Source organism: Actinacidiphila yanglinensis, from assembly GCF_900107965.1.
In the GTDB taxonomy this organism is placed as follows: Bacteria; Actinomycetota; Actinomycetes; order Streptomycetales; family Streptomycetaceae; genus Actinacidiphila; species Actinacidiphila yanglinensis.
The window spans coordinates 1,969-24,855 of record NZ_FNVU01000006.1; the positions used below are offsets into that span (position 1 = coordinate 1,969).

At 70.4% G+C, this 22,887-nt stretch carries 26 protein-coding genes; 12 read left to right on the plus strand and 14 right to left on the minus strand.

Annotation, left to right across the window (positions count from 1 at the left end):
* Positions 1 to 114: 114 nt before the first annotated feature.
* The gene (locus C4U44_RS15075; RefSeq protein ID WP_103886315.1) at positions 115 to 513 is read right to left on the minus strand and encodes an ATP-binding protein; all 399 of its coding nucleotides are present in this window, start codon (positions 511 to 513) and stop codon (positions 115 to 117) included.
* Between the two features lie 249 nt (positions 514 to 762).
* Here C4U44_RS15075 and C4U44_RS41525 point away from each other — a divergent pair, with 249 nt between their 5' ends.
* From C4U44_RS41525 to C4U44_RS15090, 4 genes are all read left to right on the plus strand, one after another.
* Positions 763 to 936, plus strand: coding sequence for a hypothetical protein (locus C4U44_RS41525; RefSeq protein ID WP_160145034.1), 174 nt, complete (start codon positions 763 to 765; stop codon positions 934 to 936).
* A 273-nt stretch (positions 937 to 1,209) separates the two neighbouring features.
* A complete protein-coding gene (locus C4U44_RS15080; protein ID WP_103886316.1) occupies positions 1,210 to 1,773 on the plus strand; it encodes a TetR/AcrR family transcriptional regulator in 564 nt (187 codons plus the stop codon).
* 73 nt (positions 1,774 to 1,846) lie between these two features.
* Positions 1,847 to 2,749: an SDR family NAD(P)-dependent oxidoreductase gene (locus C4U44_RS15085; RefSeq protein ID WP_103886317.1), complete on the plus strand. Its 903-nt coding sequence runs from the start codon at positions 1,847 to 1,849 to the stop codon at positions 2,747 to 2,749.
* Positions 2,750 to 3,020: 271 nt separating this feature from the next.
* Complete coding sequence (locus tag C4U44_RS15090) at positions 3,021 to 3,686, plus strand: hypothetical protein (RefSeq protein ID WP_103886318.1); 666 nt, start codon at positions 3,021 to 3,023, stop codon at positions 3,684 to 3,686.
* A gap of 124 nt (positions 3,687 to 3,810) precedes the next feature.
* Here the strand turns inward: C4U44_RS15090 and C4U44_RS15095 are convergent, their stop codons facing one another.
* The 4 genes from C4U44_RS15095 to C4U44_RS15110 form a co-directional block, all read right to left on the minus strand.
* Positions 3,811 to 4,353, minus strand: a complete 543-nt coding sequence (locus C4U44_RS15095; RefSeq protein WP_235032100.1) for an Ig-like domain-containing protein — start codon at positions 4,351 to 4,353, stop codon at positions 3,811 to 3,813.
* A 194-nt stretch (positions 4,354 to 4,547) separates the two neighbouring features.
* A complete protein-coding gene (locus C4U44_RS15100; protein WP_103886320.1) occupies positions 4,548 to 5,552 on the minus strand; it encodes an IPT/TIG domain-containing protein in 1,005 nt (334 codons plus the stop codon).
* Positions 5,553 to 5,821: 269 nt separating this feature from the next.
* Positions 5,822 to 6,565: an IPT/TIG domain-containing protein gene (locus C4U44_RS15105; protein WP_103886321.1), complete on the minus strand. Its 744-nt coding sequence runs from the start codon at positions 6,563 to 6,565 to the stop codon at positions 5,822 to 5,824.
* A gap of 639 nt (positions 6,566 to 7,204) precedes the next feature.
* Positions 7,205 to 7,609: a winged helix-turn-helix transcriptional regulator gene (locus C4U44_RS15110; RefSeq protein WP_200823266.1), complete on the minus strand. Its 405-nt coding sequence runs from the start codon at positions 7,607 to 7,609 to the stop codon at positions 7,205 to 7,207.
* 144 nt (positions 7,610 to 7,753) lie between these two features.
* Between C4U44_RS15110 and C4U44_RS15115 the strand changes: the two genes are divergently transcribed.
* On the plus strand, positions 7,754 to 8,623 hold the full coding sequence (locus C4U44_RS15115; protein WP_103886322.1) for an SDR family oxidoreductase: 870 nt from the start codon (positions 7,754 to 7,756) through the stop codon (positions 8,621 to 8,623).
* A gap of 119 nt (positions 8,624 to 8,742) precedes the next feature.
* Here C4U44_RS15115 and C4U44_RS15120 read toward each other — a convergent pair whose 3' ends face one another.
* On the minus strand, positions 8,743 to 9,774 hold the full coding sequence (locus C4U44_RS15120; protein WP_103886323.1) for an amidohydrolase family protein: 1,032 nt from the start codon (positions 9,772 to 9,774) through the stop codon (positions 8,743 to 8,745).
* Between the two features lie 129 nt (positions 9,775 to 9,903).
* Here C4U44_RS15120 and C4U44_RS15125 point away from each other — a divergent pair, with 129 nt between their 5' ends.
* Positions 9,904 to 10,743, plus strand: a complete 840-nt coding sequence (locus C4U44_RS15125; RefSeq protein WP_103886324.1) for a helix-turn-helix transcriptional regulator — start codon at positions 9,904 to 9,906, stop codon at positions 10,741 to 10,743.
* Between the two features lie 99 nt (positions 10,744 to 10,842).
* On the opposite strand, the gene C4U44_RS15130 is transcribed toward C4U44_RS15125, so the two are convergent.
* Positions 10,843 to 11,820 (minus strand): LysR family transcriptional regulator, encoded by a 978-nt coding sequence (locus C4U44_RS15130; RefSeq protein WP_103886325.1) that lies wholly within the window; start codon positions 11,818 to 11,820, stop codon positions 10,843 to 10,845.
* 133 nt (positions 11,821 to 11,953) lie between these two features.
* Here C4U44_RS15130 and C4U44_RS15135 point away from each other — a divergent pair, with 133 nt between their 5' ends.
* From C4U44_RS15135 to C4U44_RS15150, 4 genes are all read left to right on the plus strand, one after another.
* Complete coding sequence (locus tag C4U44_RS15135) at positions 11,954 to 12,886, plus strand: NAD-dependent epimerase/dehydratase family protein (protein ID WP_103886326.1); 933 nt, start codon at positions 11,954 to 11,956, stop codon at positions 12,884 to 12,886.
* 244 nt (positions 12,887 to 13,130) lie between these two features.
* Positions 13,131 to 13,625, plus strand: coding sequence for an SRPBCC domain-containing protein (locus tag C4U44_RS15140; RefSeq protein WP_103886327.1), 495 nt, complete (start codon positions 13,131 to 13,133; stop codon positions 13,623 to 13,625).
* A gap of 56 nt (positions 13,626 to 13,681) precedes the next feature.
* Complete coding sequence (locus C4U44_RS15145) at positions 13,682 to 14,185, plus strand: SRPBCC domain-containing protein (protein ID WP_103886328.1); 504 nt, start codon at positions 13,682 to 13,684, stop codon at positions 14,183 to 14,185.
* Between the two features lie 501 nt (positions 14,186 to 14,686).
* The gene (locus C4U44_RS15150) at positions 14,687 to 16,786 is read left to right on the plus strand and encodes a radical SAM protein (RefSeq protein WP_160145035.1); all 2,100 of its coding nucleotides are present in this window, start codon (positions 14,687 to 14,689) and stop codon (positions 16,784 to 16,786) included.
* Between the two features lie 123 nt (positions 16,787 to 16,909).
* Here the strand turns inward: C4U44_RS15150 and C4U44_RS15155 are convergent, their stop codons facing one another.
* Together C4U44_RS15155 and C4U44_RS15160 are read right to left on the minus strand one after the other, a co-directional pair.
* Positions 16,910 to 17,638 carry a phytanoyl-CoA dioxygenase family protein gene (locus tag C4U44_RS15155; RefSeq protein ID WP_103886330.1) on the minus strand — a complete coding sequence of 243 codons (729 nt, stop codon included), beginning with the start codon at positions 17,636 to 17,638 and terminating at the stop codon, positions 16,910 to 16,912.
* Positions 17,639 to 17,780: 142 nt separating this feature from the next.
* Positions 17,781 to 18,155 (minus strand): cupin domain-containing protein, encoded by a 375-nt coding sequence (locus C4U44_RS15160; RefSeq protein ID WP_103886331.1) that lies wholly within the window; start codon positions 18,153 to 18,155, stop codon positions 17,781 to 17,783.
* A 74-nt stretch (positions 18,156 to 18,229) separates the two neighbouring features.
* Between C4U44_RS15160 and C4U44_RS15165 the strand changes: the two genes are divergently transcribed.
* The gene (locus tag C4U44_RS15165; protein ID WP_103886332.1) at positions 18,230 to 18,703 is read left to right on the plus strand and encodes a MarR family winged helix-turn-helix transcriptional regulator; all 474 of its coding nucleotides are present in this window, start codon (positions 18,230 to 18,232) and stop codon (positions 18,701 to 18,703) included.
* A gap of 54 nt (positions 18,704 to 18,757) precedes the next feature.
* Here C4U44_RS15165 and C4U44_RS42500 read toward each other — a convergent pair whose 3' ends face one another.
* Both C4U44_RS42500 and C4U44_RS42505 read right to left on the minus strand, forming a co-directional pair.
* Positions 18,758 to 19,117, minus strand: coding sequence for an IclR family transcriptional regulator domain-containing protein (locus C4U44_RS42500; RefSeq protein WP_235032101.1), 360 nt, complete (start codon positions 19,115 to 19,117; stop codon positions 18,758 to 18,760).
* Complete coding sequence (locus C4U44_RS42505) at positions 19,066 to 19,452, minus strand: helix-turn-helix domain-containing protein (RefSeq protein ID WP_235032102.1); 387 nt, start codon at positions 19,450 to 19,452, stop codon at positions 19,066 to 19,068. Before C4U44_RS42505 ends, C4U44_RS42500 begins: the two co-directional genes overlap by 52 nt.
* A gap of 55 nt (positions 19,453 to 19,507) precedes the next feature.
* On the opposite strand from C4U44_RS42505, the gene C4U44_RS15175 reads away from it, so the two are divergent.
* Entirely contained in the window at positions 19,508 to 20,149 is a 642-nt protein-coding gene (locus C4U44_RS15175; protein WP_456052174.1) for a hypothetical protein, read from the plus strand.
* On the opposite strand, the gene dmpG is transcribed toward C4U44_RS15175, so the two are convergent.
* The 3 genes from dmpG to C4U44_RS15190 are packed head-to-tail and all read right to left on the minus strand — an operon-like array spanning position 20,032 to position 22,825.
* Positions 20,032 to 21,048, minus strand: coding sequence for a 4-hydroxy-2-oxovalerate aldolase (dmpG, locus tag C4U44_RS15180; protein WP_103886333.1), 1,017 nt, complete (start codon positions 21,046 to 21,048; stop codon positions 20,032 to 20,034). The genes C4U44_RS15175 and dmpG overlap by 118 nt on opposite strands.
* The gene (locus C4U44_RS15185; RefSeq protein WP_103886334.1) at positions 21,045 to 21,992 is read right to left on the minus strand and encodes an acetaldehyde dehydrogenase (acetylating); all 948 of its coding nucleotides are present in this window, start codon (positions 21,990 to 21,992) and stop codon (positions 21,045 to 21,047) included. Before C4U44_RS15185 ends, dmpG begins: the two co-directional genes overlap by 4 nt.
* A complete protein-coding gene (locus tag C4U44_RS15190; RefSeq protein WP_103886335.1) occupies positions 21,989 to 22,825 on the minus strand; it encodes a 2-keto-4-pentenoate hydratase in 837 nt (278 codons plus the stop codon). The genes C4U44_RS15185 and C4U44_RS15190 overlap by 4 nt, the downstream gene beginning before the upstream one ends.
* Positions 22,826 to 22,887: the final 62 nt, after the last annotated feature.

Below are 22,887 nucleotides of genomic sequence, written 5' to 3' on the forward strand. Positions count from 1 at the left end.
CCTGCTCACCCGCCTGCTGGGAAACCTCCGCTCCGGAATGCTCACCGAGAAGTAGACGTCCGGATCGGGCCCGCCCCGCCGCGAGCCGACGGGCCAACGGCCCGGGGCAGTTGCTCACACGGCGCTCGGCCGCACCGCCATCCGCGCGGTGATCCGCTTCCCCGAAGGCGTGACCGCCACCACGAAGTCGTGGCAGAGCTTCCGCACGATCTCCAGCCCGTGCTGGCCGACCCGCAGCGGATCCGGGTCCCTCACGGTCACGCCGAGCGCGGACGTGTCCCACACCGTGATCTCCACCGTGCCGTCGACGGCACGCAGTTCAAGGCCGCACGGTCCACCGGCATGCTTCACCGCGTTGGTCACCAGCTCGCTCACCACCAGTTGGACGTCATCAGCGACCCGGCCATCCATGAGCGCCCCGCCGACATTCATGCGTCCGACCCATTCCGCCGCCGCACGCCGCGCCGCGGCAATGTCTCCCGGATCGCCCATGAAGACCTCGTCGACCCGCATCGCACCACCCTCCCTCCACCGTCACCCCGGCAGGGCGCCGCGGACCGCGTCGCACCCTCACGCCGGGCCCGGACGCGCCATATCGGCCGCCTCATTGACCCCGCTTACCCCAGCGGATCCACCCGCAACACCAGCGTCCCTTCCGAGGACGGACCGCGCCGGTGATGTCGTCCCGCCGGACCTGGCGCGCGGCCGGGGAATCCCCGTCATAGGCTGGACGGATACGCATTCACCGGGAGGGTGAGCGATATGCGCAAGTCCAAGGACGAGGAGAACAAGGCACGAAAGGCTGCCCAGTCGGACCGCCGCGAGACGGAGCGGGGCGCTCACGAGGCCGACGAGACAAAGGACCGGAACGACGAGCGCTTCATCGAGGAGGACGACCACGCGATGGAATCCCTCAAGCGCGACGACCGTCCGTAAGCACGCGGGTCTCCGCCCGGCTCCGCTCGTCGCATCAGTCGGCGTTCGCGTCATGGGCGGATACGCGGACGGTGTCCAGTCACCGCCGGCGGCATCGGATGCATCGATGCCGCCATTGATGTGTCCGCAGCCGGTCCGTCACCGCCTGGTCGAGCCGTTCGCCCGGTAGCTCGCCGGGATGCCGTGAGCACCATGAGCCGGGACGTCTCCGCACGGCGAGGCGAGCGACTCCCGTCATTTGACTGACTGGCCACTCTCCTACACACTGTCCTCATGCCCAGGCCGAGGAGCGACGACAAACGCGCGGCGATCATGGCCGCCGCCACGCGGATCATCGCCGCCCAGGGACTCGGGGCGGCGACGGCGGCGATCGCGAAGGAGGCCGGCGTCTCGAACGGGTCGCTCTTCACCTACTTCGACACCAAGGCCGATCTGCTCAACCAGCTCTACCTGGAGCTGAAGGGCGAGATGGGAGCAGCCGCACTCGGCGGCCTGCGCGCCACCGACGAGCGCGCCCAGATGCTGCACATGTGGTCGCGATGGATGGACTGGGCGACGGCCAATCCCCAGAAGCGCCGCACACTGGCACAACTCCAGGTCTCCGACCAGATCACGGCGTCCACCCACGAGTCCGCGAGCCATGCCATGACGGGCATCGGGGGGATCCTGGAGCGCAGCCGGGCGAACGGCCCGATGCGCGACGCCCCAGCGGCTCTGGTCTTCACGCTGTGCAATGCCCTCGCGGAGGCCACCATCGACTACATCATCGGCGACCCGGATCACGCCGACGCGCACAAGCAGGCCGGTTTCGACGCGCTCTGGCGCATGATCGGCTGACCCGCCCGTGCGGAACACCTGCCACCCACGCACGACCATTAATGACTGACCAGTCAGACGGCAAAGGAGCGCCATGCCCGACAAGGCCTACGTCATCACCGGCCCGACCTCCGGCTTCGGCCGCCGTACCGCCCGCGAACTCGCCCGGCACGGAACCGTCGTGCTCGTCGGGCGCGATGCCGCCAAGCTCGACGCCGCGCGCAAGGGCATCGAGGCAAGAGGCGGAAAGGCCGTGCCGGTCGTCTGCGATCTCTCGGACCTGACCAGCGTGAGGCACGCCGCCGCTCGGATCATCGAACTCGGCCTCCCGATCGCCGGCGTGCTCAACAACGCCGGCATCTTCCCCAACCGGCCCGGCAGGAACGCCCTCGGCTGGGACATCGCCTACGCGACCAACCATCTCGGGCCCTTCGTGTTCACCGAAACGCTCGTGCCCCATCTCGCAGACGGCACGCAGGTGGTGTTCGTCGTCTCGGCCGTGGAGGATCCGGAGCGCAAGCCCGCCACCATGGCCGGCTTCCGCGGCGCCCGGTACATCTCCGCTGAGGCGAGCGCCCGGGGCGAGTGGCAGCCCGGCGGCTCGAAACTGGCGGGCGCGGACGCCTACGCCACGTCCAAGCAGTGCAACCTGGCAACGGTGCTCGCCTTCGCCCGCGAGACACCCCGGCTGCGGTTCAACGCCATCGAGCCCGGCTTCGCCCCCGGCACGAATCTCGGCCGGGATGCCAACCGGTTCCTGCGTCTGCTGTCGAAATACGTGCTCTCACCACTGGCCCCGCTCATCAAGTACTGGACCAACCCGCGCACCGCTGCTCGCATGATCGCCCGGGTACTCACCAACACGTCGGACGCCACCGGCATCTACTACGACGAGAAAGGACGTCCGATGCGGGGCTCGGCACAGGTGCACGACCCGGCGTTCAACGCCCGGGTGGTCGCCGAGACTCGCGCACTGCTGGAGACGGTTCCCGCCTGAGTGCAGCGGCGTTGTGCCGATGACCACCTCTCAGAGGGCGGGATGTGAGGTGATGTCCGTTTCGCTGCCGCGGAGGGAGTAGCTGCGCTGGTTATCCGGGCGTTCTGGGCAGGCGCGTGTGTGCAGTTCATGGGTGCGTGGCGGGTCTCGGCATCCGCAGCATCGGCCGACGTCGCCAGCGGACCGGTCACCGGCTCCAGCCGGGCGGCTGCGACACTGCCAGGCGAGAGCGCCAGCCGTCGGCGCCGACCACATGCCTCGGGGGGCACACATGGGGACATTCGAGCGCGTCAATCTGTTCTACGGCGTCGATCACGAGCAGGTGTACGCCGCGTTGGAGGAGTTCTGGCTCCAGGAGGAGCACACGCTCAAACGGGAGGACGTTCACGACGTCAACCTCGACTCGTACGCCCTGCACGAGCGGCGCGGCGACTGGACCGTGCTGCAATGGACCCGGGGTTGGGAGTGGGACCTGCGCCGACGCGCCCAGCTTCGCGTTTCACGCGCCTACGACTGCCCGGGGCTGCTGGTCTTCATCTACGACGACGACTTCTGGGGCTGCGAGCTGTTCCACCACGGCAGAGCGATCGACCAGTTCCAGCAGGAGACTGGCATCATTGGCTCGTTTTTCGGCGATCTTCCGTGCCAGGGGCGCCCCGACCTCCTGCTGGCCCAATTCCCTGCTCTGGATCTGGATATCGAGCATGCCCGGGGCTATCTGACCCACTACAGCATCGACGACCCCGGGTACGAGGACATCGATTGGGAGAACGAGCACGACCCTCTCAACAGTCCCGTCCGTCCGAGCGATGGGTACGGCCGGCTTGAAGGAGGCGTCTACTGGGACTTCCAGAACTTCCTCGGCGTCGACTACCGCGCCCCGGTCTGGCGGAGATTCACCACCTCGCCCCAGGCACTCAGGGGAACGGACAAATAATCGGTTCTGCCCGAGACCGAAGGCGAGCGTCCGCCGGTCAGCAGGTGCAACCCGCCGGTCGCGGCGGGCGAGGGGGCGCCCCGGGTCCGTGGCGCCCCCTTTGTGCGTCTGCCGATGTGTGCGTCTACCAACGGGCGCTGGGCATACCGATGTTCGTTGTGTTGTGGCTGTTGATGTTGATCTCGTTGTGGATGTCTCCGACGTGGTAGTCGATCAGGCCGCACAGCAGGCAGCCCGGGTTGTTCGACGGAGGTGCGGCGGCCCGGGACACGGTGACGTCGGTGGTGGCGTGCGACGCTCCACAGCCGGCGTCGCCGTTGAAGGTGGCGGTGATGATGTGTGTGCCGGTGGTGGTGAAGCCGGTGGTCAGGAAGGACTGCCCGTCGGTCGAGACGGGCGCGGTGGCAAGGAGGTTGTCGCCGTCGAAGAACGACACGCCGAGTCCGGTGCTCGGGTCGGAAGTGCACGTCACCGTTGCGTCCAGCACCACCAGGCGCCCGGTCGTCGCCGACGAGGGTGACGCCTCCACCGTGGTTGACGACGTATCGACAGCGGCCGCCGACGGGGCGAGGGCGACCACAGCGGCGGCGGCCGCCGCGGCGACCAGGAAGGCGGCTTTGTGCTCGCGTCGTGCACGTCGTACACGTCGTTCGCGCCAGGGAATCACGGGTGAGCCTCCTCGATAGGACCGTCAAGTAGTTTTGTCCTGACTGTTCGAAGCGTGACATTAATTCGCTTTTCACAGCATTTCGGGGAGGTGTGGCCCCGACCAGACCCTCCTGGGCGATCGGCTCGCTCGAATGGGCCGGTCCGGAAACAGCGCCGTGCGCCCATCTGCAGGCAGGGGGCTGCGGGTTCGGGCTAGATCACGGGAGGCGCCACTCGCAGATAGCTGAGCGTGTTGCTCGCGCCGGCGGCCGTCGTCACCCCCACCGCCACCGATCCGGCGGCGCCCGCGGGGGCGAGCACGACCACCGTCGTGTCCGAGACCACGGTGAACGCCGCCGTCGTGGAACCGAACAGGACGGCGGTGGTCGTGGTCAGCCCGGTGCCGGTCAGGGTCACGCTGGCGCCGGCTCCGTTCGGGCCCTGCGCAGGCGAGAGCGCCGTGAGCACCGGCGCTGCCAGGTAGGTGTAGAAGACGGTGTTGCTGGTGCCGCCGGGTCCAATGACGGTGCAGGCCACCGTTCCGGTGCCGGCCGGGGTGACCGCGGTGATCTGGGTGGCCGAGTTGACCGTGAAGGACGTCGCGGGGGTGCCGCCGAAGGTGACCGCGGTGGCCCCCGTCAGACCGGCGCCGGTGAGGACGACCGTGGTCCCGCCGGACGCCCGGCCCTGGGACGGCGCGAGGGACAGCAGCGAGGGGGCGTTGAGGTAGTAGAAGAACACCGCTCCCGTGGTGCCGCCGACGGTGGTGGCGGTGACGGGTACCGCGCCGGTGCCGGCCGGGGTGACCGCGGTGATCTGGGTGGCCGAGTTGACCGTGAAGGACGTCGCGGGGGTGCCGCCGAAGGTGACCGCGGTGGCCCCCGTCAGACCGGTGCCGGTGAGGACGACCGTGGTCCCGCCGGACGCCGGGCCCTGGGACGGCGCGATCGAGGTGAGGGTCGGCGCCGGCGCGTAGGTGTAGGTGACCGCGTTGCTGAGTCCGGAGGGCGTGCGCACGGTCACGTTGACCGCGCCGGTGCCGGGCGGGACCGTCGCGGAGATCGCCGAGGGGCTGGTGACCGTGTACGACAGGGCGGCCGCCGATCCGAAGGTGACGGCGGTGGCGCCGGTGAACTGACTGCCGTTCAAGGTCACGGGATTGGTGCCCGCCGCCGGACCCGTGTTGGGTACGACCGAGGTGAGGACGGGAGGGGCCACGGTGACTCCAAGGGGTGTGGTCGGCCCGGTCGGGCCGGGGCCGAAAGCGGCAACCCAGGCACTCGCCGTGATCCCTGCGCAGGCATGTGGCGTGTGGCGTGCGGGAACCGGCCGGGCCGTCTCCTGCGCACGGCCGACGGCGAGGCGGGTGGACGGCCCCCGGCCCAGGGGGCGGGCCGGGGGCCGCGGGGAAGCGGGCGCGGTGTCCTGGTGGGGTCGGGCCCCTCCCCGCACGGCGGGGAGAGGGACACCGCGCCCTTGATGGTCCGTCAGATGTCCGGGCCTGCCAGGTAGGTGTAGCCCTCGTCCAGCGTGTCGCTGCCGGCTTCGTTGGTCAGCACGACGTCGACGGCGCCCGCCGCCCCCGCAGGCGTGACGACCGCCACCGAGGTGTCGGACAGGACGCCGAAGGACGCGGGGGTGCCGCCGAAGGTGACCCCCGTGGTGGAGGTCAGGCTGGTGCCGGTGAGGATCACCGAGGTGCCGCCCGAGGCCGGTCCCGACGTCGGGGCGATCGCGGTCAGCGTCGGGTCGGCCACGTACGTGTACGTGAGGCCGTTGTTGCTCCCGCCCGCGGTGGTGACGGTGACACCGACGGAACCGGCGGTCCCGGCCGGCGCCGTGACGGTGATCTGGCTGTCCGAGACGACCGTCGGCGTCGCGCTGTTGGCGCCGAAGGCCACGCTGGAGGCCGTGGCCAGGCCGGTGCCGTTGATGGTGACCGTCTGGCCGCCCGCGGTCGTGCCCGTGGCCGGGCTGAGCGACTGCTTGAAGGGCGCGCCGACGTAGAAGAACGAGACCGGGTTGCTCGTTCCGCCGGGCGTGGTCACGGTGACGCCGACCGCTCCGTTGCCCGCGGGCGAGACGGCGGTGACCTGGGTGGGCGAGACGTTGGTGACGGAGGTCGCCGAACGGGTGCCGAAGTGAACGGCGGTGGTGCCGCTCAAATTGGTGCCCGTGATGGTGACGAGAGTTCCTCCGCCACTCGGGCCCTGGTTGGGGGTAATTGGCATGAGCTGTTCCTCCTCGCTCGGAATGCGGTACTGTTCCGAGCAGTGACAGGGGCGTTCAGATCCGCGGACATCCCGAAAAGGTGCACACCGACGTCACAACAACCACTGGCAGGTGGTTCGTTCGATGGCCTCGTGACGTGCGCGGATTGTGATGCGGTCCCGCATGAACCGTCACGCGCGAGGACATCGGACGTGACTCCCGACGGGGATTCAACTGCTCCCGATCGAGGGGTTTTTCGTATGCTCCGTGGATCACCGCCCAAAGAAGCAGATGCCCGGATTAACCCATCTGAGCGGTCTCGCCATCAAGCGGTTCGGGGTGACGTCAGCCGTATGGCGGAGCGCCCGGGAGCGAACGCGGCGCCTTAAGGTTGGTACACGCAGAAATCGGAATACGCATTCCCCGCGCCCCCATTCCCTTCGTGCCGCGACCTTCCGATACGACACGAACACCTCGCACACCACACCGTCCAACGGCGGTTCGCCGGCCGTCACGGGCTGCGGACCCTGATGTCGCCGTAGGCGTGGGCCGCATTGACGGTCGGACCGGCGGCGGCGCCGGCGCCGTTCTGCGGGCTGTTGCCGATCCGGCTGTGGGCGGTGCCGGTGTCCGGCGAGGCCGCCTCCGGCCGCCGCTGCTTACCGGGGGCGGCCGGTGCGGGTGTCGTACTCCCCGCGGGCGGTGATGACGTCCTCGATGTACCGCACCGACCACTCCGTGAGTGCCTTCAGCGGTTCCCGCAACGTCTGGCCGAGGGAGGTCAGTTCGTACTCCACGTGCGGCGGCACCTCGGGGTGGACGGTCCGGCTGACCAGCCCGTCGCGTTCGAGGGTGCGCAGCGTCTGGGTGAGCATCTTCTCGCTCACGCCCGCCAGCGCCTGCCGGAGCCGGCCGAATCGGGAGGCCCCGTTCCGGCCGAGCTCGCCCAGCACGAGGACCGCCCACTTGCTGCCGATCCGGTCGAGCAGGTCCCGCGACGGGCAACCGCGCTCGTACGGATCGAAGGACGCCATCGGCCCGGTCGCGTTCTCGACAGCCTCCACACGGCTCACCTCGATGCTTTCGTTCGGGTCAGTACCGTACCAAAAAGTGGCTACTTCCCAACGGAGAGTGTGCAGGTCAGCCTGGATTCCATCCCGCCGCGGACACACCGCGACGGGCGCGCGAGGCACGCGCGGAAGGAAGGAATGACCCTCATGTCGATCGTCGTCACCGGAGCCACCGGCCAGTTGGGCAGGCTCACTGTCGAGGCGCTGCTGCGGCGCGAGGTCCCGGCCGCGGACATCATCGCGACCGGCCGGGACATCGCCAGGATCAAGGACCTGTCCGACCGAGGCGTCACGGTGCGCCGCGCCGATTTCGCGGACGCCGACAGCCTGTCCGAGGCCTTCGCGGGGGCGGACAGACTGCTGCTGATCTCGGCCTCGGTCCCCGTGGGCGAACGGGTCGCCCACCACCGCCGGGTGATGGACGCCGCGCTGGCCGCGGGCGTGGCGCTGGTGGCGTACACGAGCACCACGCACGCGGACACGGCCACCACCGTCATCGGCGCCACGCACCGCGAGACCGAGCAGTCCCTGCGGGACCGCGGGATCCCGAGTGTGCTGCTGCGCAACGGCTGGTACCTGGAGAACTACACCGGCCAACTGCCCCGGATCCTGCGGAACAACGCCGTGGTCGGCGCCGCGGGCTCGGGGCGGATCAGCGCCGCGTCCCGCGCCGACTACGCCGAGGCCGCGGCGGTCGTCCTCACTGCCGAAGGCCACACCGGCGCCGTGTACGAGCTCGGCGGCGACGCATCCTTCACGCTGACCGAGCTCGCCGCCGCGATCTCCGCCGCAGCCGGGAAACAGGTCGCCTACGCCGACCTCCCGGTGGCCGAGTTCGCCCGGGTACTGGCAGGCGCGGGCGTGCCCGCCGAGCTGGCGGAGGTCCTCGCCGACGCCGACCTCGGCATGAGCCGCGGCGAGATGTACACCGATTCCGGCGACTTGCGCCGCCTGATCGGCCGCCCGCCGATGACCCTGGCCGAGGCACTCGCGGTCGCGCCGCACTAGCCCAGGGCCGGGGACCCTGCTCGGCGGACGGCAACGGAACCACCACGGTCACGGCACGGTACCCGTACCGGAACCGGACCTCGACCGGCCGCTGTCGGGCACGTCCGGCAGCGGCGCTGTCATGCGGCCGGCGGCACGCGGAACAGTCGCTCGGCATTGCGGTGGCTGATGGCCGCCCGCTGGTCGTCGTCGAGGTTCGCCTCGGCCAGGAACCGGGTGGCGACGTCGCTGTCCTCGTACGGGTAGTCGATCGCGAACAACACCCGCTCGGCACCGACCTTGGCCAGGCAGTAGTCCAGGGCGTCGTGGTCGAACATGCCGCTGGTGGTGATCCAGATGTTGCGCTGGAAGTACTCGCTGGGCCTGAGTTCGAGCCTGACCATGTCGAGCACGTCGCGCGCCCAGGCGTACGTCTTCGCGTGGAGATTGTCGGTACGCCAGAGCCAGTACGGGATGCCCTCGCCGAGATGGCCGAGGACCAGGCGCAGGTCGGGGTGCCGGTCAAAGGCGCCACTGAGGATCAGGCGCATCGCGTGCGTGGCGGCCTCGGCCTGAAAGCCCCAGATCGCCTGTTGCAGGCCGTAGGGATGGAAGGGGGCCAGCATCTGCGGGCTCGGCATCCGCGGATGCAGGTACAGCGTGCTGCCGGTCTCCTCGATGGCGGCCAGAATCGGCTCGGACTCCGGCTCGTCCAGATATCGCCCACCGGTGTGCGAGCCGATCAGCACGCCACCGAACCCCAGCGTCCCGGTGGCGCGCCGGATCTCCTCGGCCGCCGCCTCGGGATCCTGGGGCGCGACGGCGGCGAGCGCGGCGAACCGGGTCGGGTTGCAGGCGACGATGTCGGCGAGCGCATCGTTCATCTCCCGCGCCAGCGACGTCGCCATCGCCGTGTCGGACCAGAGTTGGACACCGGGAGGATTGAGGCTGAGGACCGACACGTCGACGCCTGTCCTGTCCATCTCCTCCAGGCGGGTCCGCAGATCCGTCAGCCGCCGGCTGATGAACTCGTTGGCGATGAAACTGCGGGAGTACACACGCTCGGCATCCTCGCCGGGAAACGCCGGCTGGTCCGCCGTCCGCTCCCAGAACCGAGCGGTCGCGAAGTGCTCCTCGACCGCGATGACGCGTGGGCCTTCGGTGTCCGGCATCGCACGTTTCCCTTCTCCAGCAGTGTGGTGTGCCCGTTCTCCACCAGACGCTACGGAGATGCCCGAGAGGCATGCTGACCCCTGCTCTCCCTGGGAGTGACAGGGTCACCCACGCTTAGGATGCGTGGCGTGCACCGAAACAACCTGCTCGGGGCGTACCTGCGCACGTGCCGCGGACGAGTCTCGCCGGACGCTGTCGGGCTGGAGGGACTCGGACCGCGTCGCGTGGCCGGGTTGCGTCGCGAAGAGGTCGCACTGCTCGCCGGCATCAGCGCGAACTACTATCTGCGCCTGGAACAGGGCCGGGACCGGCATCCGTCCGAGCAGGTGCTGGAGTCCCTCGCGCGTGCACTGCGGCTGGGCCCGACCGAGACGGCACACCTGCGCGCACTGGGTCGGCCGCCGACCAGCCACGTGGACGACGCCCGGCTGGTGGCCGTCCCGGCCAGCGTCGGACGGCTGGTGGAGACGCTGGACCTGCCGGCCTTCGTGCAGGACGCGCATCTCGACGTCCTCGCGTCGAATGCCGTGGCCCGCGCGCTCTCGCCGGCGTTGCGGCCCGGCCGGAACCGCCTGTTGTCGGTGTTCCTCGATCCGGACGAGCGTGCGCTGTTCGCCGACTGGGAGCTGGTCGCCGATCACCTGGTCGCCTCGTTCCGCACCTCGATCGCCGCCGGTGCGGGCGATCAGCGCACGAGCGAACTGGTCGACGCGTTGTCGGCGCGCGACACCCGCTTTCGCGAACGGTGGGAAGGCCACGCCGTCGTCAACATGGTGGATCGGCCTCCGGTCCGGTTCGCCCATCCCCTGGTCGGTGAGCTCACCCTGACCCGGGACAACCTGGCCATCGACGGCCCCGACGCACTGCGGCTGGTGATCTACCACGCCGTGCCCGGCTCGGAGGATCACGACGGACTGGTCCGGCTCAGGAATGCCGAACCCAAGTCCCCCTGCGACAGCGGATCCTGACCCGACGAGGGTGTTCTCTCAAGCGGGCAGTGGACGAGGGACGGGGTTCGGCCGGACACGTCCACCCGCACGGGCAGGGAGCCGACCCGCCGCTGTGGTTCAGGCCGGCTCCTGATCTGCTCCAGGACGGGCCGCCCCGGCGGGGGTGGGTGGTGCCTCGTCCGGAAGGCCGCCCCGGGCGAGCTGATCCCGCACATCGCGCGGCACACTCATGCCGTGGCGGCGCAGATCGCCGACGAAACGTGCGACGAGCGGGTCCGGTTCCGTGGACGTCACCGCCACCAGCTGCCTGACCCACCGCGGGGAGAAGGATCGCACCGCTCCCGGAAAGCCGTGGCTGACCGCGCTCACGGGACACACGGCGACGCCCAGTCCGGCGGCCGCGAGTTGCGGTGCCGTCGCGGTCACCGACGTCCGCATCACCGTCTCCGGGTGGACTCCCGCGCGGGCGAAGGACTGGTCGAGCCAGGCGCTGAGGCCGTTGTCCGGGGCGAAGTGGACGAGCGGCACGCCTTCGAGATCCTCAAGGCGTACGGCCGGCCGCCCGGCCAGCGGATGGTCGGCGGGTGTCGCCACCACGATCTCCTCCTCCGCCACGGCGGTGATCGTGAAGCGGCCGGCCGAGGGAGCCGTCAGCACTGCCGCGTCGACCTCGTCGGAGTCGACGAGGCCGAGTGCCTCGTCCATCGCCGTGGACTCGCGCAGCGTGATCGCGACCTCCGGGTAGCGGCGATGCCACTGGCGGATGACCGCAGCGAGCAGCGGCACCGTGAGACTCTGCGCGCAGACCAGCCGCAGGACGCCCCCGGCCGCTTGACCCGCCGCACGTGCCGACCGAACCGCGGATGCGGCCGCTTCGATCGCCCGTCTGGCATCCGCGACGGCGGCACGCCCCGCGGAAGTGAGCTTGACCCCCCGAGGCTCGCGGCGCAGCAGGACCGTTCGGGTCTCGCGTTCCAACGAAGCGAGCTGATGGGAGACAGCCGGTTGCGACGAATGCAGCAGCAGCGCGGCCTGCGTGATCGATCCGGAGTCCGCGACGGCCACAAGGCATTCCAACGCCCGCAGAGAAGCCATCCATAAATCTTATCGCAAGCCTTCGAAGCATGACGGTGATCGAGGGAAGCCATCCGAGCCCCTGGTTGCTCTCACCCACGAGACCGTTTCGTCGGGTCCGGCGAGGGGCTCACACAGAGCGAAGGAGAGGCCCATGGCGCATGTGTTCGTTACCGGCGGTTCCGGGTTCATCGGCCAGGTACTGGTACGTCGGCTCCTCGGCGCGGGGCACTCGGTAGGTGTTCTGGTGCGAAGTGAGGCATCGGCCGCGAAGATCTCGGCGCTGGGCGCGGAGCCCGTGAGGGGCGAGTTGACCGAGCCGCTCACGTGGCGGAACGACGTGGCGGGCAGCGATGTGGTCTTCCACCTCGCCGCCGAGACGGATGTCACCGCTGATCGTGAACGCCACGAACTGGTGACGGTTCGCGGCACCCAGGCAGCCGTCGACGCTGCTCGCCACGCTCGCGTCGCGCGTTTCGTCCACTGCGGCAGCGAAGCCGCGCTTCTGGCCGGCGCGCCGCTCGTGGACATCGACGAGACCGCGCCGCTACGGCCCGACTCGCAGGCCGCCTACAGTGCCACGAAGGCCGTGGCAGAGAAGATCGTGCTCGACGCGAACGCCCCGGGCTTCGCCACGGTGTCGATTCGCCCGCGGTTCGTGTGGGGCCCCGACAGCTTCCTCGTCGAGGGCCTGGCCGCGGCTGCGAAGGCGGGACAGTTCGCCTGGATCGACGGAGGCCGGCACACGACCGACGTCACGTTCGTGGAGAACGCCGTCGAGGGACTCGTGCTCGGATGGCAGCGCGGCCGGCCGGGTCAGGCCTACTTCGTCACCGACCGGCACCGTGTCACCCTCCGCGAGTTCCTGGGGACCCAGTTCGAGATCTACGGCGTCGATGTCGCGATCCCCGACATGGACGCCGAGACCGCCGCCGGCCAGGTCCCCGTCCCGGCGCGATGGTTCCTCGGGCAGGAGTGCACCCTGCGCACGGACAAGGCCGTGACCGAGCTCGGATACCAGCCCATCGTTGACCATGCCGCCGGCCTGGACGCTGTGCGGAACTCCGTTGCCGCCGGCCGCGCCTGAAGCCCCCTCCACCCTCAACCGGCGCGCGCCACTGTTCTGGCCCGCCTGGTACGGCGAAGCGCACGAGCAGCGAGCGCGGCGGAGCAGCTCGTACGCCGATGACGCTCGTACGTCGACGACGAGGCAGACCGCGACGTCGAAGACGCCGGACTGCGACTTTTCCACTCGATGACATACCGGCGATGCGTATCCATCGTCATGCATCCATGACCGCCAGGGAGCGGTCCAACGTTCGGAGATCTTCATGTTCGAGGCGATCAACTGGCCGCAGGCCATGACTCCCAGTCGCTCCCCCATCCATTTCACCAACGAGCTGGAGGTCGACGCCTCTCCGGAAACGATATGGTCCCTGCTCGTGGACCCTCGCACCTGGCCCACTTTCTACCCGGGCGTCGGGGATGTCGCGCTGCTTGACGGCCATGACTCGCTCCGCCTCGGAACGCGATTCGAGACCAACCTGGCCGGCCAGGACGTCTTTGCCTCCGTACAGGAATTCCAGCCCACGACGCGTATCGCCTGGGGCGGTTACCCCAAGGCGTCCGAAGAATCCAGGGCTTACCACGCCTGGATCATCACACCCACGCCGAAGGGAAGCCATCTCTGGACCGAGGAGACGATGCGGGGTCCGCTCTGGATCGAACTGGCGAAGCAGGACCCCGAAGTCTTTTGGCGCACGCACGAGAACCTTCTCGCGGCGCTCGCCAAGGTGGCGACCGAGCGTGAGAATCAAGCCGGTTGACTCGCCAGGCGCATCCAAGTGCTCTCAGCGGAACAGCCGGAAAGGAAAGGCGGACGATGTACGACAAGGTGATATGGCCCGACCGGTACGACCCGAGAACGTCGGCTCTCTACGCGCTCAATGACATCGACGTGAAGGCACCACCCGAAGTGGTCTGGCAGCTGCTCGTCGACGCCGAGAACTGGTCGAGCTACTTCCCCCCCGAGGACCGCGTCAGGATACTGGCCGGCGATTCGGAACTGGTTCTGGGGACCAGGTTCAGCCGGGTGACGGTGGGATTTCCCATGGCTCTCCACGTGACGGAGTACGAGCCGTTCACCAGGCTCGCGTGGGAGACGACGGTCGACGGCGACGAAACGGGTTCGAGCGCGTACCACGGCTGGGTCATCACACCCACGGACGACGGCTGTCACGTACTGACCGAGGAAACGCAGCAGGGCCCCTTCTTCGTCGAGGAACTCGGGCGCAAGCACCCCGGAGCGCTGTACCGCTACCACCAGGACTGGGTCGAGCGCCTCGCCCGTGCCGCCGAAGCGGAAGTGGCGAAGCCCGCAGCCTGACCCGCGCGACCTCGGGAACGTCGCCGAGTCACCCGCACCCTCACGCCGCCGGCATCGCCGGCGGCGCAAGGGCGTTCCGCCACGGCACGGCCTGGCCCCACGGCATCAAGCGACCGCGCATCCGCGGGGAACGCAGAGCCGACACCCCATCAAGCCTCCTCACGCTCGACTGCCGCCTGATCACCCAGCGACAGCCGGCCCGCTCACCCCTGCCGACTGGGCAACAAGGACATCAACTCCCATACGCCACAACGGATTTGAGGATCCGGTGTCTGGTGCGCCCAAGAGCGGGTGTCGCGGCTTTCCGAGCGGCCTCACCAACTACTGTTGCTGCTGCGCTCCTTGATGAATCCGCGCCTGATCGCCAGACTCCGGGTCCACCGGCCGGCGGCCGGCTGTCAGGCAGGGGAACGGTGGGGCGCCGCATGGCCCGCCCGCACGGCCGGCCGGCGGGTTCTACCCCCAATCGGCCACGCACCCGACTACCGAGTGGAATATGAAATGACGTCAGCCGACCTGTCGACCGGGCTCGCCTCGGCCCCTGCCCTCGACGAGCGGCGCCAAGTGCATCTGGTCGACCTGACCGTGATGCCAAGCGTCCGCTACAGCGCCGTACTCGGCTACATCCAGGCAGCCGCCCAGGCCGTCCCGGAGATCGCCGCGAGCTGCTCCTTCACCAAGCACGTCTACATGAAGGCCGGGGACGCCTTCGAGGGCGCCTGCGCCAAGGTGCTGGACGCCCTGGACAACCCCCTGGCCGTCGCCTTCACCGTGTACTACTGGAACCGTGCCAGCTCAACGGAGTTGGCCCGCAGGGTCAAGGAGCGCTGGCCGAACTGCCGCATCGTGCTCGGCGGCAACGACGTGTCGCACCAGCAGGACGCCGTGTTCGCCGAAGCGCCCTGGGTGGACGTCCTCGTCCACGGCGAAGGCGAGATCCGCTTCCGCGACCTGCTGACCGTCTTCCTGCGCCACGAGGAACGGGCCGCCGCCGAGAAGGAATTGGCCGAGGTCCCAGGCATCAGCTTCCTGCGCAGCGACGGCGAGGTGGAGACCACCGCCGAGGCCGAACGCATCGCGGACTTCGACGAACTGCCCTCGCCGTTCGAGGGTGACGTCTGGTCCGACGAGGACATCGCGCAGTCCCAGATGCTGGTGTACGAGACCAACCGCGGCTGCCCGTACTCCTGTTCCTTCTGCTACTGGGGAACCGGGGCGACCAACTCCCGGGTCCGCCAGTTCTCGATGGAACGCATCAAGATGGAGCTGGAGCGGATCATCCGGGTCTGCGCCGACAACACCCGGATGTTCATCGCCGACGCCAACTTCGGCATGCTCGCCCGCGACGTCGAGATCGCCAACCACGTGGTGGAGATGTGCCGGCGCTACAACAAGCGGCTGCTGGTGATGACCAACTGGGCGAAGAACACCAACGGCCGCGTCGTGGAGATCGCCGGCATCCTGTACAAGGCGGGGCTGACCGGAGCCATCACGCTGTCCGCGCAGTCCTTCAACACCGAGGTGCTGCAGATCGCGAACCGGAAGAACATCCGGGTGTCGCACTACCGCCGCATGCAGACCCAGTTCCGCGCCCTGGACATCCCGACCTACACCGACCTCATCTGGGGCCTGCCCGGTGAGACCCTCGTATCGCTCCTCGAGGGCATAGAGGAAGCGATAGCCTCCGGCGGCTCACCCGTCGTCTACCCGCTGTTCCTGCTGAACAACACCGACTACACCCACGAGCGGTTCCGCGACGAGCACGGTCTGAAGACCACGCACATGCCCTGCGACCCGGGCAGCACGGACCTCTTCTCCGATGTGGTGACCGAGCACGCGCGGATGCCGTTCGAGGACTGGCTCACCGGGATCGTCCATCGGCTGCCGCTGACGCTCTTCCACAAGTGCCTGCTGCGCTGCACGCTGCGGGTGCTCGCCGAAACCTCGGGGGCGCGCACAGTCGATCTGCTCCAACTGCTCGAGACCTTCCTGCGCGAGAAGGTCGAGGACCCGGTCGTGGCCTGGCTGATGGCCGACTACGAGCGCGCGTGGCGCGACCCGGACAACTTCGACTCCAAGACGATCTACGGCCACGCCGGGCGGTCGATGATCCAGGAGGAGATCCACTACCAGGCGATACTGCGCCGGATGGTGAGCGACAAGGACCGCGCCGCCCGGCATGCGCGCGACGCCGTGGACTTCCTGTACGAGGCGCTCACCGAGCAGGGACGTCCGCTCCCGGACCGCGCCGAACTCGACAGGGTGACCGAACTGGACATGGCCGCGGCCGCGGTGTTCCGGGCCGGGCTCACCCACAAGGCGGAGCAGCAGGACATCGCCGTTCCCGCGCCGATGTACGAGGTACTGCGGTCGTACGGCGACGTGCCGGCCCAGTCCGGGCTGGCCTCCTCGGCCGACGGCCTCGTGCACGGCCGTGTCGAGGTACCCGAGTTCCGTGCGCACTACCCCTTCAGCCCCTACACGCTGTCCGTCTGGCACGCGAGCGGACGCCCCCTGCACGATGTCACCATCAGCTTGACCGTGCAGCAGCTGCCGGAACGCGACACGGACGAGGCGGTCGCGGTCCCCCGCACCGCGTAGCCACCTCGGCACCCCCTCCGCCAAGGCCCCCGGGCTTCGGCCGTTTCCCCCCGGACCTCCGGCACTGCCGGCCGGCCCCCGGGGCACCGGCCCCCGGGGGCCTTCGTAGCCTCCCCGCCCGGTTCAGCCGAACTCGCTCAAGGGCGCCGTGACCACCTCGCGCCACCGGTCGCGGTGGCCTTCGGCGTGCAACCGGTAGTACAGGGTCTCCCGGCGCTCGTCGTCGGCCGGGCCGTCGTGGTCGCCGATGTTGTGCGCGAGCAGGTAGTGGGCGAGCAGGACGCTGCCGGCCGGACCGACCACCTGCACCGGATCGCCGAGTTCGATCCTCGGATACGGCCCCGGGGCCATGTCGTCGACCCGTCGCAACGCGTCCGCTCCCCGCTCGGCGAGGTAGGCGCCGAACCGGAGATGGGTGCCCGGCCACACCCACAGGTTGCCCCGCCCGGGTGTCGTGTGATCGGTGAGCCACGCACCCGCGAGCAGGCTGAACGTGCCCGGCCGGCCGTCGGGTTCCGTCGGTGACAGCCCGTCGACATGGGGCCCGCCCGGCCGGTACGGCCACGGCGGGATCGTGGTGGCCACCTGCACGCCCTCCGGCGGCTGGATCGCGAGGCCCTCCCGGAGCAACTGCCCCGCCAGTTCCCCCATTCCGGTGCGGAGGAAGAAGTCGAGCAGCGGATGGCCCCGGTCGCCGAAGTTCCGGAAGACGAAGTGCGGCCCCACGTGCCCCTCGGCGGGAGGCTGCTTCGCCAGCATGGCCGCGACCTCCTTGCGCCCGGCGGCGACCTCCCCCGGAGTCAGCACGTCCGGCACCACGAGGTAGCCCTGCCGGCGAAACGTCGCCCTCATGTCATCAGTGATCGCAGCGCCCACCGCCCCAGTCCAGCAGCCGGAACTCCCGCCCGGCAACCGGGTTTCGGCGGCGGGCACCGCATCCACCGCCGGCTACCCCCGACACCGCTGCGGAGCGGTCCCGTTGATGCCCGGGATCTCACTCGGCCCACGGAATCGGGATCCTCTCCTCGCCGCCGGGCAGCATCGCCTTGCCGCCGACGGGCATGGCGACCAGCGCCTGCGCCGGGCCGCCCACGGACGCCAGCCGCCGCACGGCGCCGGCGGGCACGACGATCGCCTGACCGGCCCTGACCGAGCCGGTCTCCCCCTCCAGCTCGACCGCCATCTCGCCCGACACCAGCATCCACACCTGCTCGCGGTCGATGATGTGCACCGGCGTACCCGCGTTCGCCCCCAACTCCACCCGCCACGTGCTGACCTCGCTGCTCCCCTGGCTGGGTCCGGCCAGGCCGAACATCGAACCGGCCGGGGTCGTGGTGGTGCGCTGCTCGCTCTCGCTGATCACGTTCATGAGGACTCCTGTGTAAAGTGGCTTTACTCGTGAGGGAGTAAAGTGGCTTTACACAGATGTGTCAAGATGGACCGATGGAGACCCGCGACCCGCTCGAGCGGACCGAACTCACCTTCCTGCTGGGGATGGCCTTCCAGCTGGTCCTCGGCGAGTTCGTGGGCCGACTCGACGCGGCGGGCTACGCCGAACTGCGCCCCGTCCACGGGATGGTCTTCCAGGTGCTGCGGGGTTCCGGCGCGACCAGCAGCGAGCTGGCCGAGGAACTCGGCGTCACCAAGCAGGCCGCCGGCCAGATCATCGACGACCTGGAGAAGCGGGGCTACGTCGCACGCCGGCCGCATCCGGCCGGCGGCCGGCGCAAGCTCGTCGTCCTGACCGACAAGGCGCTGGAGCACCTCGCGGTGGCCGGGCGGGTCCTGCACGACCTGGAGGCGCAACTGACCCGGCGGCTCCAGGAAGCGGGCGGGCAGGTCCCGCGCGCCGAACTCGCCGCCATCATCCGGACGTTGGCCGGTGACGCGCTCCCGCCGTTGCGCCCGGTCTGGTGAGGTGCGGGCGGAGCGCCGCTCATCGCCGGGCACACACCGCCGCAGGGGCACTCATCACTGGGCGGGCGCGAGTCCCGCTTTGATCGCGGCCGCGCTGCGGCTCAGGGTGGCGACCAGGGCGGGGAGACGGGCCCGCTCGTACCGGACGGAGGGCATCGACAGGGAGAGACCGGCGACGGCGGTGCCGCCGGGGTCGCGCACGGGCACGCCGACCGCGACCAGTCCGCGCTCCGAGCGGCCCTGGTTGACCGCGAAGCCCTGCTTGTGGATGCGGGCCGGTTCGGTCCGCGGTTCCGCGAGGCGCGGGCGCTCGGCCTCCTCGGCCGTGGCGTTGCCGTAGGTCTCCTCCAGCTCGGCGGGGGTCAGCTCCGCCAGCAGCAGTCCGCCGGTGGTGCGGTGGGCCGGGAAGACCATGCCCTCGCGCGAGCCGCCTTGAGGATCTGGTCGCACTCGACCGACGCGATGAAGCGTGCCGTCGCGCGGTTGCGGAGGGCCAGGTTCGACGACTCCCGCGCGGCGTCGACGAGCGTGTGCATGTGCGGGAGCGCGGCGGCGCGCAGCAGCGCGGTCCGCGAGAGGGAGTGCGCGGCGAGTTCGAGGACCGGGCCGGCGTGGTAGGTGCGCGTCTCGTCCGGCATCGCGAAGTCGCGGTGGACGAGCATCTGGAGCAGCCGGTGCCCGGTCGACTGCGCGACGCCGAGCCGTTCGGCCGCGTCGGCCGCTCTCAGCGTGCCTTCGAGCGGGAGCATCGTGGCCGGCCGCAGGGCGTGGTCGACGCTGGCGACGGCGTAGGTCGGGGGTGTCGTGCGGGACGGACTGGCCGACCTGTGGCGCGACAAGTGGTGGCGGATGTACGACCGCGACCCGATCACGACGTGGGTGAGCGGGAGCATCGCCCTGCTCGGGGACGCGGCCCACCCGCCGCTGCGGTACCTCGCGCAGGGCGCGATCATGGCGATCGAGGACGGCTGGCTGCTGGCGGAGCACGCCGCCCGCAACCGCGGCGCCGGCGGCGCGGTCGACTGGGCCGCCGCCCTCGATGCCTACCAGGCCGTCCGCCCCGAGCACTGCCGCCGGGTGGTGACCACCTCGCGGGCGTGGGACAGGCTGTGGCACCTCGACGGCCCGGCGCGCCTGCGGCGCAACGCGCTGCTGGGGGCCCGCGGCACCGACGACTACGCGTGCGTGGACCGGCTCTACGGCCCGACGGCCCTCTTCCCGGGCGAGGAGCCGGAGATGTTCCGGCCGATCCCGCTCGACCCGGCCGCGCCTCCGCAGGGCGCCGCCCCGAAACCGCCCTCCGTGGGCGGGCGGAGGGCGCGGGGCGGTCAGGCGGCCTGCTGGGCCGCGAGGGTGAGGGCGATGTCGATGATCATGTCCTCCTGGCCGCCGACGAGGTGGCGGCGGCCGCACTCCATGAGGATGGCGCGGACGTCGACGCCGTAGCGGGCGGAGGCGTTCTCCGCGTGGCGGAGGAACGACGAGTAGACCCCGGCGTATCCCAGGGTGAGGGTCTCGCGGTCGACGCGGACGGGGCGGTCCTGGAGAGGGCGGACGAGGTCGTCGGCGGCGTCCTGGAGCTTGAAGAGGTCGCAGCCGTGCGTGAGGTCCGAGAGGTCCGCGACCGCGACGAACGCCTCGATGGGGCAGTTGCCGGCGCCGGCGCCGTGGCCGGCGAGCGAGGCGTCGACGCGGCGGACGCCGTTCTCCACGGCGACCACGGAGTTGGCCACCGACAGCGAGAGGTTCTCGTGGGCGTGGATGCCGATCTCGGTCGACGGGTCGAGCACGTCGCGGTAGGCGCGGACCCGGGCCGCGACGTCCTTCATGGTCAGCCGGCCGCCGGAGTCGGTGACGTAGACGCAGTGGGCGCCGTAGGACTCCATGAGCCGTGCCTGCTCCGCCAGTTCCTCGGGCGGCGCCATGTGGGAGAGCATCAGGAAGCCGGAGACGTCCATGCCGATCTCGCGGGCCGCGGCGATGTGCTGGGCCGCGACGTCGGCCTCGGTGCAGTGGGTGGCCACGCGGACCGAGCGGACGCCGAGGTCGTGGGCCCGCCTCAGATCGTTCACGGTGCCCACGCCGGGCAGCAGCAGGGTGGTCAGCCGCGCGTTCCTGATCACCGACGCGGCGGCCTCGATCCACTCCCAGTCGCTGTGGGAGCCGGGCCCGTAGGTGACCGAGCCGCCGGCGAGGCCGTCGCCGTGGGCCACCTCGATGGCGTCGACACCCGCGTCGTCCAGCGCCGCGACGATCCGCCGGACGTCCTCGGGGCCGATGCGGTGGCGTACGGCGTGCATGCCGTCCCGCAGGGTGACGTCCTGGACGAAGATCGGCGTACTCACGGTTGGGCCCTCCGGGCTGCGATGCGCTCCGCGACCTGGAGACCGGCGGAGGTCATGATGTCGAGGTTCCCCGCGTAGGCCGGAAGGTAGTGCGCGGCACCCTCGACCTCAAGGAACACCGACACCTGGTGGGTGGGGCGGGGGACGCCCGCGGGGAGCAGCGTGTGCACCGGCTGATCCCCGGCGATCGGCGTGATCTGGACCTGCTGCTTGAGGCGGTAGCCGGGTACGTACGCGGCCACGTCGCCGGTCATCTCCCCGACGCTCCGCCGGATCTCCTCGTGCAGCGCGGGGCTCGGGGCGTCGACGAGTGCGAAGACGGTGTCCCGCATCATCAGCGGCGGCTCGGCCGGGTTGAGGACGATGATCGCCTTGCCGCGCCGGGCGCCGCCGACCCGGACGATCGCGGCCGAGGTGGTCTCGGTGAACTCGTCGATGTTCGCGCGCGTCCCGGGGCCGGCCGACCTGCTGGCGATCGACGCGACGATCTCGGCGTAGGGCACGGGCACGACACGGGAGATCGCGGCCACGACCGGGATGGTGGCCTGGCCGCCGCAGGTGACCATGTTGACGTCCGGCGCGTCGAGGTGCGCGTCGAGGTTGACCGCCGGGACGACGTACGGCCCGAGGGCGGCGGGTGTGAGGTCGATCAGCCGCTTGCCGAGGGGCCGCAGCCTGCCGGCGTTGTACGCGTGGGCCTTCGCGGAGGTGGCGTCGAAGACGATCCCGATGTCGTCGAACCCGGGCAGCTCGATCAGGCCGTCGACGCCCTCCGCGGTGGTCGCGACGCCGAACCGGCGGGCGCGCGCGAGCCCGTCGGAGGCGGGGTCGATCCCGGCCATCGCCGCCATTTCGAGGTGCTGCGACGCGCGCATCACCTTGATCATCAGGTCGGTGCCGATGTTGCCGGAGCCGATGACGGCGACCTTCGTCCGGGCCGTCATCGCGCCGCCCCGCCGGGGGTGCCGGGCGTGGCGGCGGTGCCGAGCGTGAAGGTGACCGTGCCGAGCGGGGCCACGGTGGCCTGGACGGTGTTCCCGGGCCGGACCGGCCGCATGGGGCCGAGCGCGCCGGACAGGATCACCTGGCCGGCGCGCAGGGGCTCCCCCCATTCGCGTGCCTGGCGGGCCAGCCACCGCACGGCCGCCAGTGGATCTCCCATGCAGTCCGCCCCCGTGCCGGTGGACACCTCGGCGCCGTCGATCCGGAGTGACATCACCGCGTCGCGCGGTGCGAACCCGCCGAGGTCCATCCGGTCCTGGCCGAGTACGAACGCGCCGCCCGAGGCGTTGTCGGCGACCGTGTCGGCGAAGCTGATGTCCCAGTCCTCGATGCGGCTGCCGCAGATCTCGATCGCCGCGACGGCGTGGTCGATCGCGCCCCGGACCTGCGCCGGCGACAGGTCGCCCTCGACGAGGTCCTCCTTCAGTACGAAGGCGATCTCCGCCTCGGCGCGGGGCTGCAGGACCGAACCGGCCGGCACCAGGGCGCCGTCGGGGAACCGCATGTCGTCGAAGAGGACGCCGAAATCCGGCTGGGACACGCCCAGTTGGGCCTGGACCGCCGCCGAGGTCAGGCCGATCTTGCGTCCCACCACGCGGCCGCCGCCGGCCACCCGCGCCCCCGTCAGGAGCTGCTGGACCGCGTACGCCGCGCGCACGTCGTCGCGGCCGATCAGGTCCCGCACGGGCGCGCACGGGACGCCGCAGGACCGGGCGGAAAGGAGCCGCTCGGCCGCGGTGGCGACGGCGTCGGCGGTCACGGGTGGAGGGCTCATGCGGGCCACGGTCGCAGCGGCCCGGTGCCCGCCACCAGCACGGCGTTCCACTGAGCGGAACG

What these genes read in the sequence shown, in the direction of transcription:
- C4U44_RS15075 (WP_103886315.1), bottom strand. Translation starts at nt 513, where the DNA reads ATGCGGGTCGACGAGGTCTTCATGGGCGATCCGGGAGACATTGCCGCG.
- C4U44_RS41525 (WP_160145034.1), top strand. Translation starts at nt 763, where the DNA reads ATGCGCAAGTCCAAGGACGAGGAGAACAAGGCACGAAAGGCTGCCCAG.
- C4U44_RS15080 (WP_103886316.1), top strand. Translation starts at nt 1,210, where the DNA reads ATGCCCAGGCCGAGGAGCGACGACAAACGCGCGGCGATCATGGCCGCC.
- C4U44_RS15085 (WP_103886317.1), top strand. Translation starts at nt 1,847, where the DNA reads ATGCCCGACAAGGCCTACGTCATCACCGGCCCGACCTCCGGCTTCGGC.
- C4U44_RS15090 (WP_103886318.1), top strand. Translation starts at nt 3,021, where the DNA reads ATGGGGACATTCGAGCGCGTCAATCTGTTCTACGGCGTCGATCACGAG.
- C4U44_RS15105 (WP_103886321.1), bottom strand. Translation starts at nt 6,565, where the DNA reads ATGCCAATTACCCCCAACCAGGGCCCGAGTGGCGGAGGAACTCTCGTC.
- C4U44_RS15115 (WP_103886322.1), top strand. Translation starts at nt 7,754, where the DNA reads ATGACCCTCATGTCGATCGTCGTCACCGGAGCCACCGGCCAGTTGGGC.
- C4U44_RS15120 (WP_103886323.1), bottom strand. Translation starts at nt 9,774, where the DNA reads ATGCCGGACACCGAAGGCCCACGCGTCATCGCGGTCGAGGAGCACTTC.
- C4U44_RS15130 (WP_103886325.1), bottom strand. Translation starts at nt 11,820, where the DNA reads ATGGCTTCTCTGCGGGCGTTGGAATGCCTTGTGGCCGTCGCGGACTCC.
- C4U44_RS15135 (WP_103886326.1), top strand. Translation starts at nt 11,954, where the DNA reads ATGGCGCATGTGTTCGTTACCGGCGGTTCCGGGTTCATCGGCCAGGTA.
- C4U44_RS15140 (WP_103886327.1), top strand. Translation starts at nt 13,131, where the DNA reads ATGTTCGAGGCGATCAACTGGCCGCAGGCCATGACTCCCAGTCGCTCC.
- C4U44_RS15145 (WP_103886328.1), top strand. Translation starts at nt 13,682, where the DNA reads ATGTACGACAAGGTGATATGGCCCGACCGGTACGACCCGAGAACGTCG.
- C4U44_RS15150 (WP_160145035.1), top strand. Translation starts at nt 14,687, where the DNA reads ATGACGTCAGCCGACCTGTCGACCGGGCTCGCCTCGGCCCCTGCCCTC.
- C4U44_RS15155 (WP_103886330.1), bottom strand. Translation starts at nt 17,638, where the DNA reads ATGAGGGCGACGTTTCGCCGGCAGGGCTACCTCGTGGTGCCGGACGTG.
- C4U44_RS15160 (WP_103886331.1), bottom strand. Translation starts at nt 18,155, where the DNA reads ATGAACGTGATCAGCGAGAGCGAGCAGCGCACCACCACGACCCCGGCC.
- C4U44_RS15165 (WP_103886332.1), top strand. Translation starts at nt 18,230, where the DNA reads ATGGAGACCCGCGACCCGCTCGAGCGGACCGAACTCACCTTCCTGCTG.
- C4U44_RS42500 (WP_235032101.1), bottom strand. Translation starts at nt 19,117, where the DNA reads ATGGTCTTCCCGGCCCACCGCACCACCGGCGGACTGCTGCTGGCGGAG.
- C4U44_RS42505 (WP_235032102.1), bottom strand. Translation starts at nt 19,452, where the DNA reads ATGCTCCCGCTCGAAGGCACGCTGAGAGCGGCCGACGCGGCCGAACGG.
- C4U44_RS15185 (WP_103886334.1), bottom strand. Translation starts at nt 21,992, where the DNA reads ATGACGGCCCGGACGAAGGTCGCCGTCATCGGCTCCGGCAACATCGGC.
- C4U44_RS15190 (WP_103886335.1), bottom strand. Translation starts at nt 22,825, where the DNA reads ATGAGCCCTCCACCCGTGACCGCCGACGCCGTCGCCACCGCGGCCGAG.